Source organism: Bdellovibrionales bacterium, from assembly GCA_016714165.1.
Classification (GTDB): domain Bacteria; phylum Bdellovibrionota; class Bdellovibrionia; order Bdellovibrionales; family UBA1609; genus JADJVA01.
Genome location: JADJNU010000001.1, coordinates 1,897,054 through 1,916,495, shown reverse-complemented (window position 1 = coordinate 1,916,495; position 19,442 = coordinate 1,897,054). Strand labels below are relative to the sequence as shown.

The following is a 19,442-nucleotide window of genomic DNA, read 5'->3' as shown; positions in this document are numbered from 1 at the left end:
AATAAAGGGTTGTTAAATGCTCTCAAAACGTGTTGAAAATCTAAAATCGTCACCCACACTCGCTCTCGCTGCCAAAGCGAAGGAGTTAAAAAATCAAGGTCTTGATGTCTATTCTCTCACCGTGGGTGAGCCGGACTGGGACACCTTTGATCTCATAAAAAAGGCAGGAATAGAGGCAATTCAGGCAGGGCAAACAAAGTACGGTCCTGCTGAAGGGACGCCCGAGTTACGTGCGGCTATTTGCCAACAGACCGTCTTAGATTTAGGGGTTCACTATGACCCGAAGCAAGTGACTGTTACAGCCGGAGCAAAATTTGTGATCTATAGTGCGCTCCAGTGTCTGATTAACCCGGGTGATGAAGTTGTCATCCCCTCACCGTACTGGGTGAGCTATCCCACGATGGTAGAATTGGCAGGAGGTCTCCCGGTCATTGCAAATTGTGGAGCAAAGGAAGGGTTTAAACTCACGCCTGAGATTTTAGCTCGAAGTTTGAGTTCTCGGACAAAAATGTTGATTCTCAATTCTCCAAGCAACCCGACGGGAGTGATTTATACTCGCGACGAGTTGCGGGCCATTGCCGAGGTGCTGAGGGCCCACAGAGAGGTCGTCGTTCTCAGCGATGACATTTACAATCGACTTGTTTTTACAGGTGAATCCGTCGCTCCTCATCTCTTGCATGTGGCCCCAGACCTTGTGGATAGAATTCTGGTGGTCAATGGAGTTTCTAAAACATATGCCATGACGGGGTGGCGATTGGGCTGGGCCTTGGGCCCACATGAGATTATAAAGGCGATGACAAATCTTCAGAGCCAATCGGTCAGTTGCGCAAGTCCTTTTACCCAGATTGCTGCCCTTGAGGCTTTGCGTTCTGGAAGCGAAAGTTTAAAGCCGTTTCTCAAAAAGCTTCATGCTCGTCGAGATTTTGTTTTCGACAGATTGTCAAAAATGAAGGACATCGTAGTTGAAAGGCCTCAAGGGGCCTTTTATATTTGGCCCGATTTTGGTAAGATTTGCGGAAGGGGATTTAAAGGCAAATGCCTTGCGGGCTGTTCGGACATTGCAAAAGTCCTTTTGGAGGAAGAGTTAGTAGCGGTTGTGCCTGGTGTTGAATTTGGGGCCCCCGGATTCTTGAGGTTGAGTTTTGCGCTCAATGAGGACAGACTGGGCAAGGCTCTCATGAGAATAGAGTCCTTTTTGGATAGACTTGAATGATAAGAAAAGAAGACGGCAACAGGGGGTGTGTGTTGAGAAGCTTAATTTCTTGTTTTGTGTCGATGGGTGCTTTGTTTTTTGTTTCAGGGCCTGGAATGTCTGCATTTGCGCAGGCCAGAGGTTATCTTGGCGCCATTGGCGGCATTAGTGTTCCAAGTTATGAGAACACCAGTTCCCGTGTTGCTTTTGGATTGGTAGGAGGCACGAGACTTGATGGGGAACTTGGCGTCGGCGCTTATTATCTTAATTCTGCTAAGTCGGAAGATGTGGGTGGGCTTCAGACCGATATCAATTATGGTCTTTTTGGTATCGAGGGGTCTTTTCATTTTGAAGGTGTTGCCGATGGGGCCTTCGTTGGGGTTCGAGTAGGGACCACAAAGTTGAAAGTGGGACCCACTTTCAATACGAGCCCCACTCATTATGGGGTAGTCTTTGGTTATGATAAATTTCTGAACGAGAGTGTATCTCTTGGAGTCGAGGGAAGTTGGATTTCTATTGAATCCTCGTCCTATTCCGGGAATACATTAAAGGGATTCAGTGCCCTTAATTTTATGTTTGCTGCTAAGTTCTGGTTCTAGAGTCATTTTGAGGGGAGGGTGACTGATGGATGGGATGGACTGGCTTCAAGGTTTGGTCGATCTGGTTTTGGCCGTGGGAGTTTATGTTCTTTGGGTAAAACTTAAGCAGCCACCGCAAGATGATCCTCGACTCAGCCGCGGGCTTCAATTGCTGCAGAGCAAAATCGCGGTCCTTGAAGATCTTTCGGATCGCACAGAGTTGCAGGTTGGGCAATTGACTGCTCTTTTGGAACAGAAGGTTCGGCAAGTTCAGACGAAAATTGAGGAATTTCAAAAGCAGCTTCAGATGATAGACCAATCAATGCAGAGAAGCCGAGAAGTTGCGGAGATATTCCAAGACAAAATCCCGCATGAGGAAATTATTGAAAGGCAAAATACGATTAAGTATATCAAGGCGGCTCAGCTTGCTCACGAAGGAAGGACAGTTGCTGAGATTTCTCAAATGGTGGATTTGCCTATCGGTGAGATAGAATTTATTGCAAAGGTCAATAGAGACACTTTAATGTTTGATTCTAGCGCTCTACCGGAGTGGGCCAAGCAGTCGGGTGCCAATGATGAAGCTGTTGGAGGCCAATTCACAGGTACTGATAGCCGTGATGCATTTGTATTCAAAGAGTCGGCTGAGGATTTTGAATTTCGAGAGAAAGATCTGGGGCGTGCCTTCGATATTCCCGAGGGAGATTATTCTTCTTTAAAAAAGTTGGGAGATGAATTTCGGCAAGCCTGTCGAGACTATGAGGAGCAGCAGGTGGCGCAGTCTCGAACTGAGCCCCATCCCGTGGTGGAGTCTGCTCGCAGTTTGACTGAGAAAATCATTGGCAAGGCCACCGAAATGCTGCACGACCGTGGAATTGCGTTTAAAGAGAGCGCTAGAGACCAGGAGCAGAAGCTGGATCCAGTCTTCCTTCCTGCCACAGATGATTGTCAGGATGCAAAGAAATCTGGAGCGGTTGATTCTCCGGCGATTGATTCCGAATTGGAGATCATAATGCCCGAATCAGTACAAGGGTCACCTGCAGGCCATAAGCCCATCCCTTTTGTGTTAAAAAAGGAGGAAAAAGTGATCAGAAGAGTGGAATTTCCCCGCATAGATTCGAACGATCCGTCGAGATAATTTCTGTGAAACTGACTCTTTCTCATTTGAAAGCAGGAGATTATGTCAAAGGACGCATTTTAGAAATTCAAGACGATGGCTTTATGGTTGTTAGTTTCCAAGGTGACTTGATTCGTGTTTGCAATCAAACTCAAAAAATTTTAGAATGCGGCAGTGTTATAGACTTGATCGTAACAGCCGTCAGCCCTTATGCTTTTCGTCTCGCTGAGAATCAAGGGCAACACATTGACGTTTCGATCTAAATCTATTTAGAGCTCTCTCGGATAAATCGGCTCAAATAGTATCTGACCAAGAAATCGAGATTAATTACCTGGTCGTTGTAAGTCCATTTGAGTTCTCCGAAAGCTCCCCATGCTCCTTTTAATAGATCTTCTTTCCCTAAATTTTCATCAGGATTTTGGCCGGGTAAAAAACTAGCACCGATCTGATTGAAGCGAACACCAATGAGACCAGGTTTTCGAATTGAAAAAATGAGTTTATACCCATTTCGGAAGAGCATAAAGTCGGCCTGTGTTTTTGAAATCCCATAGATTTTCACGAGTCCAATAGAGGATCCTTTGAGCTGATTGAAAGCTGAGGCACTTTCAACAAACGAGGCCTTGAGATCATTCATAAATTCAATTGTTGTTAATGAGACGTCCTGCGCGGGATCAAATCCAGCCGAAAAGTCAACAATCCCAGACTCTTCCATTTGCCGCTCAGCTGAAATTAGATCCCGAATCCACTGTAACTTGTCCATCTTTCCCCCGGAGGAAGTCATCACTCTGCCATAATAGATGCAGCACATCATAATCATTTCCTGTGGGGGGAGAAAAGTCAAGAAAGAGGTGTCGGATCTCCTGCCAATTCAGGTGGACTTGCGCTGAACTCTAGGTCTTCCTCGGTGCAATTATTATCTTGATTTTGCTTTGAAAACATAAAACTCAGTTTATTAGCAAGAATTGTGACCTGTCGGTAACTTTGGCCTGATGAGTTTTTCATTTCCATCGAACTCAGGCTTCCCTCGACTGCAACGGGGGAGCCACGCCGAAGTTGGAGTCGACAGCGATCTGCTAGATTGCCGAAGACCAGTATTCGGTGCCAATGTGTTTGCGTTTCCCATTCCTTGTCGGCCCCTTTGCGACGCGACTGATGAGTTGCTAGATTGAGGTGAATGTAAGAGTAGCCGCTCTGGCTTTCTCTGACTTCTGGGTCGGTGCCAAGGTAGCCGGTCAGAATGACGCTATTGATACTGTTCATATTAAAATCCTCCATGGGTGAAGTTCGGTGAGACTCAGCTGAGCCAGTTCGATGCTTTCCTTGGCAGAGCAATTCTCGTGTCGCCGAATTGAGTGCTTAAATTCTCATAGAAGCCCGATTGGGTCCGATCTTCAGACAAAGTAGAATTTGCAAAAAAAGTCTGATTCCGTTTGCCCGCCGGAAAAATCTTATTGAATGGCGTCAAGTGTAATTGACTGTGGATTCTCGTTTAAATTGACTTTCTGAGCACAATTCCTAGAATGGGGGCTTCCAAAAATAAGGAGTGTTCATATGTCTAGGTTTCTCGCGCTATTATTCGTATCCACAGCCATGATATTCACGATGTCATGTGGAAGCTCTAAGAAAAAAGAAGATACATCTCAAGTAGGTGATGTGGCTGCCGATCCAAATGTTTCTTCAGAAGGGATGTCCTTTGATCCTACGGGAAGTGACAGTGGTAAAATTGCAGGTCTTAACAGCGTTCATTTTGATTACGACCAGGCGACCTTGACCACTGTGGCGCGAAAATCTCTTTCTTCTAACGTTCAGTGGATTAAGAATAGTCCGAAATTATCAATTCAAATCGAGGGTCATTGTGACTCAAGGGGCTCTATCGAGTACAACTTGTCTTTGGGTGAAAGAAGAGCCAAGGCAGTTAAGAATTATTTGGTGAGCTTGGGGATTGATGCCAAGCGGATGACAATTATTAGTTATGGTAAGGAAAAATTATTGGCAATGGGCGATACTGAAGAGGATCACGCCAAGAATCGCCGCGCTAACTTTGTTCCTCTCCCAGAATAATTGAAGTCGGAGAATCCCTACGGCGGGGATAGGTGATGAAGTTACTTAAGTTTTTTATATTTTCTCCACTCCTTTTTTGTGGCTGGAGTTGTGCCTCTCGGCCACCAATTTCCGAATACACGATCGCGAGGGCGGCCATGGAGGCCGCTCGTGACAAAGAAGCGGCTCGCTATGCTTCTGGATTTTGGCACAAGGCTGAGGAGTTCTACCGCAAGGGAGAGAAGTCCTTCCAAGAGTCTGATTATGTTGATGCCAGGGAGAATTTTGAAAAGGCGAGAATCTTTGCTGAAAAAGCTGAAAATGCGACTCGGTTGAGGTTGTTTCAAACAGGAGATGGAGGTCCATGAGGCACGGGAAACTTCTTGTTACATTTTCTGCGTTGCTCGTGTTCCTTTTTGGTTGTCTGAGAACTCGATCGGATTTAATGCAAGAGGCTGATCAAAAAAAGGAAATGAAAACCCAACTTTCTACTTTGCAGCAGACTGCGGCTCGCGATGAATTGCGATTTCAGGATTACGAGACGCAGTTTCGTGTGATCAATGGCAAGGTTGAGAATTTAGAACACCAGCTGAATGAGGCAAATACTCAGCATCAGGAAGTGATGAAAGCTCGCGATGTTGAGAGATTAAAGACCGAGGAGCGCTTTAAAATATTCGAAGAAGCTCTGCGTTCTTTGGAAGCACGATCTCAGCAGTTCAGTCAAGACCTCGAACAAATGAGACGAGAGCGAGAGGTCGCATCCTCTTCAGCAGCTTCAAATCTTAAGGCTGTTGAAAAGGGGACTTACAAAGCTGCTGATGAGGCCTTTACCAAGAAGGAATGGAAAACTGCTATTGTGAGTTTTCAAAAATATCGGGAGGGAAATCCCAAGGGAAAGAACTATGCTTCGGCGACCTTTAAGATTGGTGTGTGTTTTAAAGAACTTGGAATGAACAGTGACGCCAAGCCATTCTTTGAAGAGGTTGTTGAAAAATTTCCCAAGGCGAAGGAAGCCGTTCAGGCCAAGTCTCTTCTCAAGTCGATCAAATAGTTCTTTGAGGCCTATTTGTGGGGCCGGTGGGGGACTGCGAGCGAGTCCCTGAATCTCTCGCCTTTCCGTTGTCTGTGTGCTAATTGATTTGTATGATGAAAGCTCAGTTCGAGCGGGTGTTGGCTCTTGAAACTAGCTGCGATGACACATCGGTTGCAATTGTCATGCAGAATGGTTGGGTTGAAGCCGTATGCTCTGCCAATCAAGATTTGGCCCACGAGCCCTTTGGAGGGGTTGTTCCTGAGATTGCTTCTAGAAATCACACTCTTAGTATTCTTCCCCTCGTAGACGCAACACTCGCAAAAGCGGGACGAAGTTGGACGGATATCGATGGTTTGGCCGTGACCTCGCGGCCGGGTCTTGTAGGATCCTTGTTGGTAGGACTTGTGACAGCAAAGTCTTTAGCCCTAGCTCGGAACTTGCCTTTGGTGACGGTGAACCATTTGGAGGGACACCTCTGGGCCGGACTCTTAAGTGACTCTCAGACGCCGGCCCCCGGAGGACTTGTTTTTCCTTTCATTGGACTAATCATTTCGGGAGGGCATACCCATTTGATTTTAGTTAAGGGTCTTGGAGAATACCACGTACTCGGGCAAACCTTAGATGACGCAGCGGGGGAGGCATTTGATAAGTTTGCAAAGATGGCAGGGCTGGGCTTTCCGGGTGGAGTTCAGGTCGATCGACTTGCAAAGTTGGGGGATTCCTCTGTGTTTGCATTTCCTCGAGCAATGATAAATGAATCTCACCTTAATTTTAGCTTCTCAGGATTAAAGACATCTGCACAAAATCAGTGGCTAAAGATGGATGCCTCTGACCGCAAGGCGAATATTCATTCGATCTGCGCATCCTATCAGGAAGCTATTGTGGATGTCTTGTTGGCCAAACTAGAAAGAGCAGTTCAGAAAACAGGCGTTGATCGTGTTCTTATTTCGGGAGGGGTCAGCGCGAATTCCCGGTTACGACAGGCGGCCCAAGAATGGGGTTGCAAACGAAAAATTTTTGTTGTTGTACCTCCTCTCCGTTATTGTACCGACAATGCCGCAATGATTGGTTATCCGGGAATACTGCGTCTTAACAGGGGGGAGCGGGCAAGTGATGACATAGGGCCCTGCCCAAGGTCGCTCCCCGATGATTTTATCCATTCGGTTGATACATGATGAATCTAAAATCCTTGATATTGTCTCGCTTGGAGTCAAATGCTGCGACTCCAAAAAGGTCTCTGGGTCAGAATTTTCTTATCGACGAACAAGTTGTCGCTAAGATAATTGCTGCGGTCAAAGCATCTCCAGGGGAGCTGATCATCGAGGTCGGTCCTGGCTTGGGATCCTTGACTGAATCGCTCTGCAAAATGGATAGGCCATTGGTATTGATAGAGCTTGATCGTCAATTCGCGGATTTTTGGCGCGAGCGTGGCCAAAAAATGATTGAAGGAGATGCCTTGCAAATTGAGTGGGACTCGCTGACTCTTTCTCCAAGGACAATTTTGGTGAGCAATCTGCCCTATCAAATTTCTTCTTCCTTGGTTATTGACAGGTGTCTTGGCCCGCCAGAGTTAAAAACAATGATTTTGATGTTTCAGAAAGAAGTCGCTCAACGTATCACAGCCTCTCCTCGGAATAAAAATTATGGAATGCTTTCAGTTATGTCTCAGACGTTCTGGGAGATTACTTCCGTGTGCAATGCGGGGCCAAGGTGTTTTTTTCCGTCTCCTAAAATAGCCAGTCAGGTGCTGAAGTTCAATCGCAAGGATGCTTTTGGTAATCCGTCTGAGGTAGCGAATAGTCAGTCCTTTCTGAATTTTGTGAAGACGGCATTTTCTTATCGACGCAAAGTGATTTGGAAGAACTTAAATATCGAATATCAGAAGTATGGTATGAAATCAGAGGATGCGGTTTTGCTGGGCGAGAGGTTGGGAGTCGGTCGATTGGCTCGGGCGGAAGAATTGAGTCCTTTGCAGTTTTGGAATTTGTATATCGAGATGGGAAAAGTGAAATGCAGAAAGTGAACGGAATAAAGCTTGTAGCCGATAACCGAAAGGCTCGCTTTGATTATGAAGTTCTCGAAACGATGGAGGCAGGTCTTGTGCTCATGGGGAGTGAAGTGAAGTCTTTGCGAGGAGGAAAATGCACCTTGAAGGACTCCTACGTGTCATTTCAGGGGAGTGAGGCCTTTTTGCAGAACGCACATATTCCTGTTTACAAACCCAGCAGTTATAACAATCATCATCCTGAGAGATTGCGGAAATTGCTTCTGAATAGGTCTGAGTTAGACAGAGTCGCGGCAGCCATTCAGGAAAAAGGTCTGACATGTATACCCCTGAAGATCTATTTTAAGCAGGGCAAGGCAAAAGTTGAATTGGCCTTGGCCCGTGGAAAAAAGAGGCACGACAAACGCGAATCGCTTAAGACGCGCGACGCGAATCGCGAGGTTCAGCGCTCTTTGCGCCGGTCAAGGTGATTGGTTTTGGAAGAGGGTAGTCGTGGGGTTGGTGAAGCTGGCTGGATTTTTCTTCAACCATTTGGCTCCACGCCATATAGGCATCGCGATTGCTGGCCTCGATGTTGAACCTTTTGAGGCGATCTAGATCTTTTTGTAGCATGGTACGATAGCTTGAATAGAAGTAGTTGTAGGCTTCTATGAGATCCTGAAATTCGTCGGTTTCCCGAACCTTGATAGGATTTAGACGCCAATTCCCTCGAGTGATCTGTTTCAAATGGTTTCGCATCACTTTAAGGGGACCGAGCACTCTTGACGTTAAACTGAACGCGACGAAACTAAAAAATACCGCCGTTGAAAGGAAAGAACTCAGACAAAAAAGTTGAAGCCAAATTCGCTCTCGACCCATTTGATCAATGAGTTCTGGAGCGCTAAGAAAGGCCAGGTCATAAAAAATTCGATAGTTCTGTTCCAGAAAGAAATAGATGGGAATTAAGTTAACGGTTGCCCCGAGAACTCCTGAGGCCAATACGATGAGCACGTACTTCAGTTGGAACTCACGATCAATAAAAAACGTTCCCCGCTTTTTGTAGGTTGCTGGGTGAATATGTTCCATTCCTTTACTAAGCCACATGACCTCAATTGTATCTACGCTGAGTTATTTTATGAAGACTCTTTATCAAGAGTTGGGCAACTCAATTCGTAAGTCGGTCGGAAACTTTTTCCTTCGTCACCTTAGTATGAGGACTATTTTGCCTACCCATCCTGCGAAGGTCGCAGCCGTTGGACATCGGAGGCTTGTGCGCACGGTTCGATTGAGGTATGAAAGTCAGGTAGTTTGAGCCTGGCAAAAAAAAGAGGAGTTGGAAATGAAATACCAAGCCCCCTACCAAATTTTTTTTCCACTGGGAGTCTTGTGCGCTTTATTTGGGGCTGGTGTTTGGCTTTTTCAAGATATCTTGTTTTCGGCCCCAATTGTTTTGATTCATTCTCGAACTTTGGCGGGGGGCTTTCTTTGGAGTTTTATAGTTGGGTTTCTCATGACTGCAGTTCCTCGAATGTCCGGGACTGAATCCGCATCATGGTGGGAAATCCTTCTTTCGGTGGGACTTATTTTAGTCCAGATTTTTCTAGCTTGGTTTATTGATCCAAAGTGGTTTTTCATGACTGGTGCTCTGTTGGTCTTATTCCTGGCTTTTTATGGGGGCCGCAGGCTTTATAAAAGCCGAGTGAGGCCGCCCATTTTTTTTTCTCACATTGGCTTGGCTTTTTTAGTGGCGCTGGTGGGGTGTTATTCTTATGCATTTGGTGATTCTTCTCTAGGGATTCTCTGTTATTACGTGGGCCCTATTCTCCTTCTTATATTGGGAATAGGAACGCGTTTTTTTTCCTTTTTGTCGGGTCTGCCATCTGAGTTTGAGAATTCAAAGAATCCCTTCAAGACTCCTTTGTTTCATTTATCTGGAATTCTGATGGTCTTGTTTCTGTTTTTGGCTGGATTAGGATTCGAATGGGCTTATCTGGGGCTTTTTATTCTTTCTCTATCTTATCTGATATTTATCTGGAGGATTTATCGTCGATCAGAGCGCCCCTCACCCCTTAAATATGGGGTGCGAATTGTAGCGACATCCATTCCTCTCTCATTTTTTCTTTGTTGGCTGCGCCCGGACCTGCAGATCACTTGGCTTCATTTCCTATTTATTGGTTGTTTTTCTCTTCTCACTTTTTCGGTTGCAACTCGGGTGACTTTGGCCCACGGGGCCTATCCCATTGAATTGGAACTAAAAACCCCAGTTCTTTGGGGCTTGGTCTTACTGATGGGACTGTCCTTGGTTTTTCGCGTTTCATTTGGTTTGTATGGCCGAGAAGGCGCGGGTAATCATCTTTGCATTTGGCAGTATTCTTTTGGATGGGAGCTATATTGACTTGGTGCTACTCATTTTTTCTGCGTATTCTCAAGCCGGGCAGCTTAGAGCGACCCTCTTGTTAGACATCAACTGGCTATCTTGTTTGTTGTTCCAAACTCCAAGGGTGCCTGGCTGAACTGAATCTCAGGAGTCCAGGATCTTCAAACATGCGTCCGGCAGCAGCGCTCCCGTTGTGAGCACTGCACCAAGCCGAACTCGATCCTGAAATCCTGAGACTTATTTCAGCCAGTTCCTTGTGTCTTGGATACAACAGATTCACCAATGGCTTTGCGGGCCAACCGCAGTATTAAATTAAAAAATTTTCGAGCGACCTGAGAAAGGATCTGAACTTCGGATCCTTTCTCAGGTCGTTCGAAAGTTTCGTTTTCTTTCCCATTGGTCGAGGATCAAAAATCAGAAGAATTTTGATAAGCTCAAGCCCCTTGCTCTGACGAGAATCCTCAATCGCCTCATCCGTAAAACCTGGCCTACAACGAAAGATCCCAAAAGGCTTAAGGAAACCATATTGACCTATATGTGGATTATCATAACCATCAGACTATTATGGAGCCCATCTTTCTTGAGTGATTTTTGTCTTTCCTTCTTTACCTTGCGAGCGAAAATTTTCCGGAGGTCTTCGGGACCTAACAATGATTTAATTGGATGTAAGTACTGAGCTATCAACTTCGACAGGAATATTCTCGTCTAAATTATCCCCATCCCCATTCTCGCCCAATTGGCCCTCGGAATCCCGTCCCCAACAATAGGCTTTGCCGTCGCTGGCGAGCCCGCAGGTGTGGTCCACTCCTGCCATAAGAGAGATAAAGCTTGAGCCCGCGCTCAGGTTTGATGTGTCAACGAGTACCGGAATATTCTCGTCTAAATTATCCCCATCCCCATCCTCGCCCAATTGGCCCCCGAAATCCCTTCCCCAACAATAGGCCTTTCCGTCGCTGGCGAGCCCGCAGGTGTGGTAATTTCCTGCCACAAGAGAGATAAAGCTTGAGCCTGCGCTCAGGATTGATGTGTCAACGAGCACCGGAATATTCTCGTCTAAATTATCCCCATCCCCATTCTCCCCCAATTGGCCATCGAAATCCCACCCCCAACAATAAGCCTTTCCGTCGCTGGCGAGCCCGCAGGTGTGGTAATTTCCTGCCACAAGAGAGATAAAGCTTGAGCCCGCGCTCAGGTTTGATGTGTCAACGAGTACCGGAATATTCTCGTCTAAATTATCCCCATCCCCATTCTCGCCCAATTGGCCCTCGAAATCCCTTCCCCAACAATAGGCCTTTCTGTCGCTGGCGAGCCCGCCGGTGTGGTAGCTTCCTGCCGTCAGGGAGATAAAGCTTGAGCCCGCGCTCAGGTTTGATGTGTCAACGAGCACCGGAATATTCTCAGTCAAGTTATCCCCATCCCCATTCTCGCCCAATTGGCCCTCGGAATCCCTTCCCCAACAATAGGCCTTGCCGTCGCTGGCGAGCCCGCAGGTGTGGTAGCTTCCTGTCACAAGAGAGATAAAGCTTGAACCCGCGCTCAGGATTGATGTGTCAACGAGGGCCGGAGTATTCTCGTCTAAATTATCCCCATCCCCGTTCTCGCCCAATTGGCCAAAGGAATCTGATCCCCAACAATAAGCCTTTCCGTCGCTGGCGAGCCCGCAGGTGTGGTAATTTCCTGCCACAAGAGAGATAAAGCTTGAGCCTGCGCTCAGGTTTGATGTGTCAACGAGCACCGGAATATTCTCGTCTAAATTATCCCCATCCCCGTTCTCGCCCAATTGGCCAAAGGAATCTGATCCCCAACAATAAGCCTTTCCATCGCTGGCGAGCCCGCAGGTGTGGTCCACTCCTGCCACAAGAGAGATAAAGCTTGAGCCCGCGCTCAGGTTTGATGTGTCAACGAGTACCGGAATATTCTCGTCTAAATTATCCCCATCCCCATCCTCGCCCAATTGGCCATCGGAATCCCACCCCCAACAATAGGCCTTTCCGTCGCTGGCGAGCCCGCAGGTGTGGTAATTTCCTGCCACAAGAGAGATAAAGCTTGAGCCTGCGCTCAGGATTGATGTGTCAACGAGGGCCGGAGTATTCTCATCTAAATTATCCCCATCCCCATTCTCGCCCAATTGGCCCTCGAAATCCCTTCCCCAACAATAGGCCTTTCCGTCGCTGGCGAGCCCGCAGGTGTGGCCCATTCCTGCCGTCAGGGAGATAAAGCTTGAGCCCGCGCTCAGGTTTGATGTGTCAACGAGCACCGGAATATTCTCGTCTAAATTATCCCCATCCCCATTCTCGCCCAATTGGCCATCGGAATCCCACCCCCAACAATAGGCCTTTCCGTCGCTGGCGAGCCCGCAGGTGTGGCCCATTCCTGCCGTCAGGGAGATAAAGCTTGAGCCCGCGCTCAGGTTTGATGTGTCAACGAGCACCGGAATATTCTCGTCTAAATTATCCCCATCCCCATTCTCGCCCAATTTACCGTAGGTATCCGCCCCCCAACAATAGGCCTTTCCGTCGCTGGCGAGCCCGCAGGTGTGGTCCACTCCTGCCACAAGAGAGATAGCTTGAGCCCGCGCTCAGGTTTGATGTGTCAACGAGCACCGGAATATTCTCGTCTAAATTATCCCCATCCCCCATTCTCGCCCAATTGGCCTTCGAAATCCCTTCCCCAGCAATAGGCCTTTCCGTCGCTGGCGAGCCCGCAGGTGTGGAAATTTCCTGCCACAAGAGAGATAAAGCTTGAGCCCGCGCTCAGGTTTGATGTGTCAATGAGCACCGGAATATTCTCAGTCAAGTTATCCCCATCCCCATTCTCGCCCAATTGGCCCTCGAAATCCCTTCCCCAACAATAGGCCTTTCCGTCGCTGGCGAGCCCGCAGGTGTGGAAGCTTCCTGCCACAAGAGAGATAAAGCTTGAACCCGCGCTCAGGTTTGATGTGTCAATGAGCACCGGAATATTCTCAGTCAAGTTATCCCCATCCCCATTCTCGCCCAATTGGCCCTCGAAATCTCTTCCCCAACAATAGGCCTTGCCGCCGCTCGCGAGCCCACAGGTGTGGGCCTTTCCCGGAACCACTTGTTTCCACGGTCCTGCCGTTGGAGGTGGGAGAGCTATTGTTCTAGCTTTCCAAGTCGCGGTCGTCTCGCCCACTTTCAAGCTAGCTTGCTTCAGAGTGTTGTAGGTTGATGAAGACGTTAGTCTTAGCTGAACATAGTTCTTCTTTTTGACTAGACTAGTGGCAGGGAAAGCCCCCCATGCTTGTATCTCTTGGGTACAAGAGATATCAGAGCAGACTCGGTACTCAGAGCTGCCATCTCCTGACAGGGTGATATCAACTTTCTTGTCGATACCGGTAATCTGTACAATCTCTGAATAGTATAGAGTTGAGAGAAGCAGATTATTTTGATCGGCAAAGCCAAAGGCATCGGGCGTGGCATCGGTAACAGCATTAGTGTCGGGATCGGGTCCAATTTGACCCCTGATTGTATTGTCATTTAGACGACAACTAGACGAGGCAACAAGGCCTAATAAAATCGGTAAAAATAGAAGGCCAAAGAAAGGAGGACTTCTCCTACAAGAAAAGCTGGATCTTTTCGATCCCAGGTGACGTTTCCGCATCCCTCTATTCTAATCTAATTCACCCTGTATTCAGGTACCCAGAATGAGACTTAAATAAATAAAATTTAAAATCCAAATCTATTGCAATAGAGGGATTTTCGCGCCTTATGGATTCTTATAATAGAACACTCATCCGCGTCAGGTTCGCTTGAGAAGTGCATTTTTCTTGAGTGATTTTTGTTTTTCCTTCTTCACCTTGCGAGCGAAGATCTTGCGGAGGTCTTCGGGTCCTAACAACTTGTGTTCGCCGTGTTTGAGGTTTCCAAGTTTCAATTGGCCAATAGAAACTCGCTGAAGTTTTTTAACGTCAAACCCAATTTTTTCAAACATTTTTCGAATTTGTCGATTTTTACCTTCAGTGATAACCACTCTCACCCAATCGTATTGAACAGAGCCCTTGCCTCGGGCGCGATCGGCACTTTGTGCTCTGACTCTGCCACCGATGATAGAAACTCCTTGTACGAGTTTTCGGAGCTGCTCATCGGTTGGTTTGCCATTGAGCTTAGCCAGGTAAGCCTTGGGTATTTCATGTCGAGGATGCATGACTTTCTGGGCGAATTCGCCATCATTCGTTAGAAGAATGAGGCCTTCTGTGTCCCAATCGAGACGACCCACTGGAAATAATCTGAATGGCAGTTTGCGAAAATAATCTGCCACCGTGGGGCGGCCTTCTGGATCGCTCATGGAAGTCAGAACATGTTTAGGCTTATAAAACATCACATAAACCTTTTGATTGTCCTGGCGGAGGAGTTTGCCTTTGAGTGTGACCCGATCATTTTGAGGATCGACCTTGATCCCCAGTTCAAAAACGGTTTTCCCATTGATCTGAACATCACCCGAGTCGATCAATTCATCGGCCTTGCGTCGGCTGGAAACGCCACAATCTGCAAGGTACTTGTTGAGGCGAATTAATTTGCTGGTTGGGACAGGAGACATGATTCGTCAGTTTCTGGTTGGGGTCCATTTTTGAAGACTTGATGACCCTCAGTTATTCGATACTCTAGGTTGGTTACCAGAAGACGCAGCAGCTTGTCATCGGGAAAAATATTCTTGAGGGCCAGCCGACCTTTTCGAAGTGCTGTGTCGGCCAATGTGTAGGCTTCGGGATGTTGGGTTCCGATCAAATTGAGAGCCTTCTCGAGCATTGATGCCAATTCCTGATAAAGCGGGTCTGACCTTAGGTCAATGTAAAACCTCTCAAGTTGTTTGAGCCCGTAATAGAGTTCCGGGTAAAGGCTCATATTCTTACCGACAAAAACTTCGGCCTTTTGAAAAATATAGCCCTTGACAAGCAAGCCATGGCACCCATCATCATCTATCTGAAATTTTGACCAAGCGGTGTGGCCTGTCTGTAAAATCTGAACCAGCCCCGGAATAAGTTCTAATTGAGATGAATACTGAAGCTGAGTCAGAGGTGCCAACGGTTTTAGCTGGTGGCCCGCAACTTTCATTTGATTGGTGAATACGCGCACGAGAAAGCCTTGATTGGGGGTGGCCTGTATCGTGAGAATTTGGTGGTTGTTGAGTGGCAATATTTTAAATTTTCCGTGAGCCTTCGATGTTTCCATGTGAGCTTCAATTGTCGAGAGCAAATCGCGGGAATGACTGAGCTCAACAGTCTGTAGCTGATGGGCATGTCGAACATCTTTGGGATCGAAATTCAGTGTATGTGAGCGAGAAAAAAGAAGAAGGTCTTGGGCGACCGTTTCCCCCAACAATTGGGAGTTCGTTTGCCAGTGGGAGATCAATAAGGCATGGTCGTAGAAGCGATCTATCATATCTGCCTGAAGCTCGGCATTTAGATCGAGAAAATTTTTGACCCAATGGTAAAAGCTAAGACGCGCCGAATGTGTCTGGGGATTTAGTTTCAAAAGAAATTGAGCTAATTGAGTGACAGATACCATAACCCAACGATAAATTTGGGACCTTGTTGGAGTCCAGTAAAAAGTGCGATACTAACGGGGAGAGAGGGCATGTCAAGAGAGTTAAAACGTGATCTTTTTGACGATTTACAACCTCCAGCCAGGACGGACTCCTCATTTCTCAATGTGAACCTTCAAGGGTCTGCGGAGATAAACTCAGCTCTTCAAGAGGACTGGCACGTCTTGCTGGCGCAGTTTGACTTGTTTAAACGTCGTTTTAAGGAGTTGGAAAATCGTCAGGAGAACGCACAGAACCGAATGAGCGAGTGGATGGAGTCCACCAAGAATCGTTTTGATCGGTTCAATAGCGCGGGTTCTCGAATGGAACAATTTCTTAAGCAGACCATCCACGAGATCAATGAGAAGTTTGCGCAGATCAACAGTCGCGTGACGGAACGGCGTCTTCAGGAATCAAAAATTCAAGAAATGATGGATCGGCACAATCAGGTTTTGCAGACCTACGACGTTCGAATGGGGCAAATTCAGAAGATTATTCATGAACAAGAACTTCAATTGATGGGCGCGAAAGCCTCCTTAGAGGAAGCGCGTCGCGAAATTGCCCGTTTGAAAAAAATTTAGTGTTTCTCGGATAGTCTGTGTCGTCGGAGATAGTTTTTTTTGGAGTCAAAATCTGATCAGGGAAGTTTGCGGTGGCGTTATTTTAGGGTGGCGGTTTAACCTCAGTCAATCGAGCGTCAAGCGTTTCAGAAATGCGGTTGCATCTTCGAAACCCGTGAGGGTAAGGTCCGATCTCCATTTTTTTCCATCATAGATAACGATAGTGGGAAGTCCCAGTATGCCAAACTTTTGTTTGAGGCTTTCAAACTCTTCGCTTGTGCGAGTTGCATCAAATCTGAGAGGTAGGAAATTTCTTATTTTTTGAATGACCAACGGATCCGAAAATGTTTGAGTTTCAAGCTCCTTGCAAGCGACACACCAGTCTGCATAAAAATCGATAATGACAGGCTTGTCATGGGCTATGGCTTCTTCCAGCCGGAGCAAGGAATAGGGCTGCCAACCATGAAGAAATTCTGATTTTTCGTGAGGTGGATTTCCGTTTGAGCCTTCATTGAAAAGCTCAGGAGCCAAAGATTTTACCATAAAAAGAACGCCGATAAGGAATCCCATGAACAGGAACCCTTTGGTCAAACTTTTTATTGAGCCGATTTTTCGAATTGGGCTAAATGCACCATGAGTGCTCGAGATCAAAATAAAAACCAGTCCGATGAGTCCATCAAACAACCGCGGGTGAGTTATTGGCCGTAAATAGAACAAGGCCAAGGCCGTCATTGTGGTTCCAAACGCAAATTTCGTCATATTCATCCAAGGTCCTGCTTTAGGAAGTTTGTGGATGAATTCGGTGGAGAGCCCCAAAGCAAGAAACAGTTGGCCCATGCCCACAGCAAAAGTAAACAGCAATAAAAAACCCATAAATGGGTCTTTGGTTTGAGCGACAAAGGCGAGAATGCTGACAAGAACAGGTCCAACGCAGGGGCCTGCAATGACGCCAGCCAGCAGCCCAGACAAAAAAGCACCAATCCAGCGACTTTTACTTTGAAAGGTTCCAAGACGTCGTCGAATAAATAGGGGAGCTTGGATTTCAATAAGACCGAAAGAACCTAAGGCCATGAGAGTGAAAATAGATGCAAAGCCAATCGCGACAAGTGGGTGACCAAGAACAGATCCAAAGATTGATCCAGTCAATGCGGCCCCTACACCCAGCAGGGAATATGAGAGGGCAATTCCACCCACGTAGACGAGGCTAACTCCGAAGTTTTTTAGCCGACTTCTTTTTGTTCCTACCGAGCCGATGACGGCGAGAGTTATAGGGATCATCGGAAAAACGCAAGGAGTAAAACTTGTCAATAAACCCGCCAGAAAGACCGTTAAAAAAATGAAAGGCCATCCCTTATCATGGGCCTGAGAAAACATACCTCCGTTCGAGAGGGAGCTTTGTGACGACGGTTCCTCTTTGATTTCAACAACATTAAATTCCAGCGGTACCACCAATTTTTTTGGAAGGAGACAAAAAGTGGGTGCGCAGGCCTGATAAGTGAGTTCCAGCTTTGCCTTGATGGGTCCCAATGAGAATCCTTCTGGGATCCCTAAAACACATTTCAATTGAGCGCTGGTTCTCACACCTTTCTTGATTTTCTTTGACACAAAATCAGGGAATTCCACAACAGGCAAAATTTCAAATTGGCTAAGTTGCAGACCTTCGGGTTCAAGCAGGCGTAACTGAAATTGATCCACGTAGGCATGAAAATCGGGTGCCAATTCCAAGTCGATTTTCAGAGGACTATTGCCGCCCTGTGGAAGGGAGCTTGCGAGGAGAGAAGCCTGTGCTTTTAGGGGGCTATTGTTGATCAACCTTGAAGGGCTTTGGCCAAGGCAATTCAGGGAAGCGACCACAACCAAGAAGCTAAGGGTCGTCCGGAAATAAAAAAAAGTGCAATTTAAGGCCAACGACTTCTTTATCATGAATCTCACGTAGCTTGTTACGTCTATTTGGGAGAAGAAGTTAACATCTCAAATTGGAATTATAAATTGTTTTCTTGTTGAAAGGCTAGGTTTAGAAGTTCTTGACCAAGGGGAATTCAAGGACAGGTCGAGAAAAGCTTACGCTACTGCCAAAGGTCGTGATTCTGCGAGGAATCCGAACACTCCCTTCATTTTCATTGCCTATTTTCCGATTGATTGGCCGGAGGAGAGATACCATGGGTTTTGTTGGTGCCATTATCGTGATCGTCTGTGTATTTGGCGGTTATCTAGCTGCCGGTGGGCATTTGCATGTCATTTGGCAACCATTTGAAGTGTTGATCATCGGAGGAGCTGCGCTGGGCGGCTTCATTACGGCCAATCCAATTGGCACGATCAAGATGGCAATATCCAAAGCCATCCACGCGATGCTTGGAAAGGGTCCTTCAAAAAAGGATTATCTTGAACTCTTGCAGATGATGTTTCAGCTATTTCAGATATTTCGCAAGGATGGTCCGCAGGCAGTCGAAAAACACATTGAAGAACCTGAGGCCAGTGAGATTTTTAAAGCCTATCCCACCTTCTTGAAGAATCACCACGCGGTTGACTTTTTATGTGACACCATGAAAATCACCCTTTCGGCGGATCTTACTCAATACGATGTCGATGATCTTCTTGATCAAGATATCAAGGTAGCACACTCTGAAGAGCACGCCGCATCTCATGCCGTCCAAGCTGTTGCAGATGCTCTTCCAGGGCTGGGGATTGTCGCTGCCGTTTTGGGAATCGTCCATACGATGGATTATCTGGATCAAGGTGTTCAAACAATCGGAAGTTTGGTCGCTGCAGCTCTTGTTGGAACATTTCTTGGAGTCTTGATGTGTTACGGATTTATAGGTCCAATCTCAACCAAAATGAATAATGATATAGAAGTAGAGGGTCGCTACTTATCTGTGATCAAGGCCGCGCTCGTTGCACTTCAGAGAGGTGCGCCTCCGCTTGTGTGCGTAGAATTTGCTCGTCGCAATATTTTTCCAGTGGATCGCCCCTCCTTTGATGAAATGGATACTGCAACAAAAGAAGCGAAGAAAGCCGCCTAATAG

General features: G+C 46.8%; 21 protein-coding genes. 13 read left to right on the top strand and 8 right to left on the bottom strand.

Annotated elements, in window-relative coordinates; translation table 11 throughout:
* Positions 1 to 16 precede the first annotated feature (16 nt).
* From IPJ71_08590 to IPJ71_08575, 4 genes are read left to right on the top strand one after another with little or no spacing between them, the layout of a single operon-like run.
* A complete protein-coding gene (locus tag IPJ71_08590) occupies positions 17 to 1,213 on the top strand; it encodes a pyridoxal phosphate-dependent aminotransferase (GenBank protein ID MBK7843737.1) in 1,197 nt (398 codons plus the stop codon).
* Between the two features lie 32 nt (positions 1,214 to 1,245).
* Positions 1,246 to 1,791 carry a hypothetical protein gene (locus IPJ71_08585; protein MBK7843736.1) on the top strand — a complete coding sequence of 182 codons (546 nt, stop codon included), beginning with the start codon at positions 1,246 to 1,248 and terminating at the stop codon, positions 1,789 to 1,791.
* Positions 1,792 to 1,816: 25 nt separating this feature from the next.
* A complete protein-coding gene (locus IPJ71_08580) occupies positions 1,817 to 2,905 on the top strand; it encodes a DUF2802 domain-containing protein (GenBank protein MBK7843735.1) in 1,089 nt (362 codons plus the stop codon).
* 5 nt (positions 2,906 to 2,910) lie between these two features.
* Positions 2,911 to 3,147, top strand: a complete 237-nt coding sequence (locus IPJ71_08575; GenBank protein ID MBK7843734.1) for a hypothetical protein — start codon at positions 2,911 to 2,913, stop codon at positions 3,145 to 3,147.
* A 2-nt stretch (positions 3,148 to 3,149) separates the two neighbouring features.
* Here IPJ71_08575 and IPJ71_08570 read toward each other — a convergent pair whose 3' ends face one another.
* Together IPJ71_08570 and IPJ71_08565 are read right to left on the bottom strand one after the other, a co-directional pair.
* The gene (locus IPJ71_08570; protein MBK7843733.1) at positions 3,150 to 3,644 is read right to left on the bottom strand and encodes a hypothetical protein; all 495 of its coding nucleotides are present in this window, start codon (positions 3,642 to 3,644) and stop codon (positions 3,150 to 3,152) included.
* Between the two features lie 77 nt (positions 3,645 to 3,721).
* Entirely contained in the window at positions 3,722 to 4,144 is a 423-nt protein-coding gene (locus IPJ71_08565; GenBank protein MBK7843732.1) for a single-stranded DNA-binding protein, read from the bottom strand.
* 291 nt (positions 4,145 to 4,435) lie between these two features.
* Here IPJ71_08565 and IPJ71_08560 point away from each other — a divergent pair, with 291 nt between their 5' ends.
* The 6 genes from IPJ71_08560 (at position 4,436) to smpB (ending at position 8,432) form a co-directional block, all read left to right on the top strand.
* Positions 4,436 to 4,945 (top strand): OmpA family protein, encoded by a 510-nt coding sequence (locus IPJ71_08560; protein MBK7843731.1) that lies wholly within the window; start codon positions 4,436 to 4,438, stop codon positions 4,943 to 4,945.
* Positions 4,946 to 4,980: 35 nt separating this feature from the next.
* Entirely contained in the window at positions 4,981 to 5,292 is a 312-nt protein-coding gene (locus IPJ71_08555; protein MBK7843730.1) for a DUF4398 domain-containing protein, read from the top strand.
* On the top strand, positions 5,289 to 5,975 hold the full coding sequence (locus tag IPJ71_08550; GenBank protein MBK7843729.1) for a hypothetical protein: 687 nt from the start codon (positions 5,289 to 5,291) through the stop codon (positions 5,973 to 5,975). Before IPJ71_08555 ends, IPJ71_08550 begins: the two co-directional genes overlap by 4 nt.
* A 95-nt stretch (positions 5,976 to 6,070) precedes the next feature.
* On the top strand, positions 6,071 to 7,132 hold the full coding sequence (gene tsaD, locus IPJ71_08545; GenBank protein ID MBK7843728.1) for a tRNA (adenosine(37)-N6)-threonylcarbamoyltransferase complex transferase subunit TsaD: 1,062 nt from the start codon (positions 6,071 to 6,073) through the stop codon (positions 7,130 to 7,132).
* Entirely contained in the window at positions 7,129 to 7,980 is an 852-nt protein-coding gene (rsmA, locus tag IPJ71_08540; GenBank protein MBK7843727.1) for a ribosomal RNA small subunit methyltransferase A, read from the top strand. Before tsaD ends, rsmA begins: the two co-directional genes overlap by 4 nt.
* Positions 7,968 to 8,432 carry an SsrA-binding protein SmpB gene (smpB, locus tag IPJ71_08535; GenBank protein MBK7843726.1) on the top strand — a complete coding sequence of 155 codons (465 nt, stop codon included), beginning with the start codon at positions 7,968 to 7,970 and terminating at the stop codon, positions 8,430 to 8,432. The genes rsmA and smpB overlap by 13 nt, the downstream gene beginning before the upstream one ends.
* Here smpB and IPJ71_08530 read toward each other — a convergent pair.
* Positions 8,377 to 9,045, bottom strand: a complete 669-nt coding sequence (locus IPJ71_08530; GenBank protein ID MBK7843725.1) for a hypothetical protein — start codon at positions 9,043 to 9,045, stop codon at positions 8,377 to 8,379. The two genes, smpB and IPJ71_08530, sit on opposite strands and share 56 nt — an antisense overlap.
* A 235-nt stretch (positions 9,046 to 9,280) precedes the next feature.
* On the opposite strand from IPJ71_08530, the gene IPJ71_08525 reads away from it, so the two are divergent.
* Complete coding sequence (locus IPJ71_08525) at positions 9,281 to 10,336, top strand: NnrS family protein (protein MBK7843724.1); 1,056 nt, start codon at positions 9,281 to 9,283, stop codon at positions 10,334 to 10,336.
* A 637-nt stretch (positions 10,337 to 10,973) separates the two neighbouring features.
* Here IPJ71_08525 and IPJ71_08520 read toward each other — a convergent pair.
* The 4 genes from IPJ71_08520 to IPJ71_08505 form a co-directional block, all read right to left on the bottom strand.
* Entirely contained in the window at positions 10,974 to 12,872 is a 1,899-nt protein-coding gene (locus IPJ71_08520) for a hypothetical protein (protein MBK7843723.1), read from the bottom strand.
* Positions 12,873 to 12,940: 68 nt separating this feature from the next.
* Entirely contained in the window at positions 12,941 to 13,939 is a 999-nt protein-coding gene (locus tag IPJ71_08515; GenBank protein ID MBK7843722.1) for a hypothetical protein, read from the bottom strand.
* Between the two features lie 138 nt (positions 13,940 to 14,077).
* Positions 14,078 to 14,875: an rRNA pseudouridine synthase gene (locus IPJ71_08510; GenBank protein ID MBK7843721.1), complete on the bottom strand. Its 798-nt coding sequence runs from the start codon at positions 14,873 to 14,875 to the stop codon at positions 14,078 to 14,080.
* Complete coding sequence (locus tag IPJ71_08505; protein ID MBK7843720.1) at positions 14,848 to 15,810, bottom strand: hypothetical protein; 963 nt, start codon at positions 15,808 to 15,810, stop codon at positions 14,848 to 14,850. The genes IPJ71_08510 and IPJ71_08505 overlap by 28 nt, the downstream gene beginning before the upstream one ends.
* Before the next feature lie 102 nt (positions 15,811 to 15,912).
* Here IPJ71_08505 and IPJ71_08500 point away from each other — a divergent pair, with 102 nt between their 5' ends.
* Entirely contained in the window at positions 15,913 to 16,440 is a 528-nt protein-coding gene (locus IPJ71_08500; GenBank protein ID MBK7843719.1) for a hypothetical protein, read from the top strand.
* Between the two features lie 105 nt (positions 16,441 to 16,545).
* Here IPJ71_08500 and IPJ71_08495 read toward each other — a convergent pair whose 3' ends face one another.
* Entirely contained in the window at positions 16,546 to 18,342 is a 1,797-nt protein-coding gene (locus tag IPJ71_08495) for a sulfite exporter TauE/SafE family protein (GenBank protein MBK7843718.1), read from the bottom strand.
* Between the two features lie 236 nt (positions 18,343 to 18,578).
* Here IPJ71_08495 and motA point away from each other — a divergent pair, with 236 nt between their 5' ends.
* The gene (gene motA / locus IPJ71_08490) at positions 18,579 to 19,439 is read left to right on the top strand and encodes a flagellar motor stator protein MotA (GenBank protein ID MBK7843717.1); all 861 of its coding nucleotides are present in this window, start codon (positions 18,579 to 18,581) and stop codon (positions 19,437 to 19,439) included.
* The last annotated feature ends 3 nt before the right edge of the window (positions 19,440 to 19,442 follow it).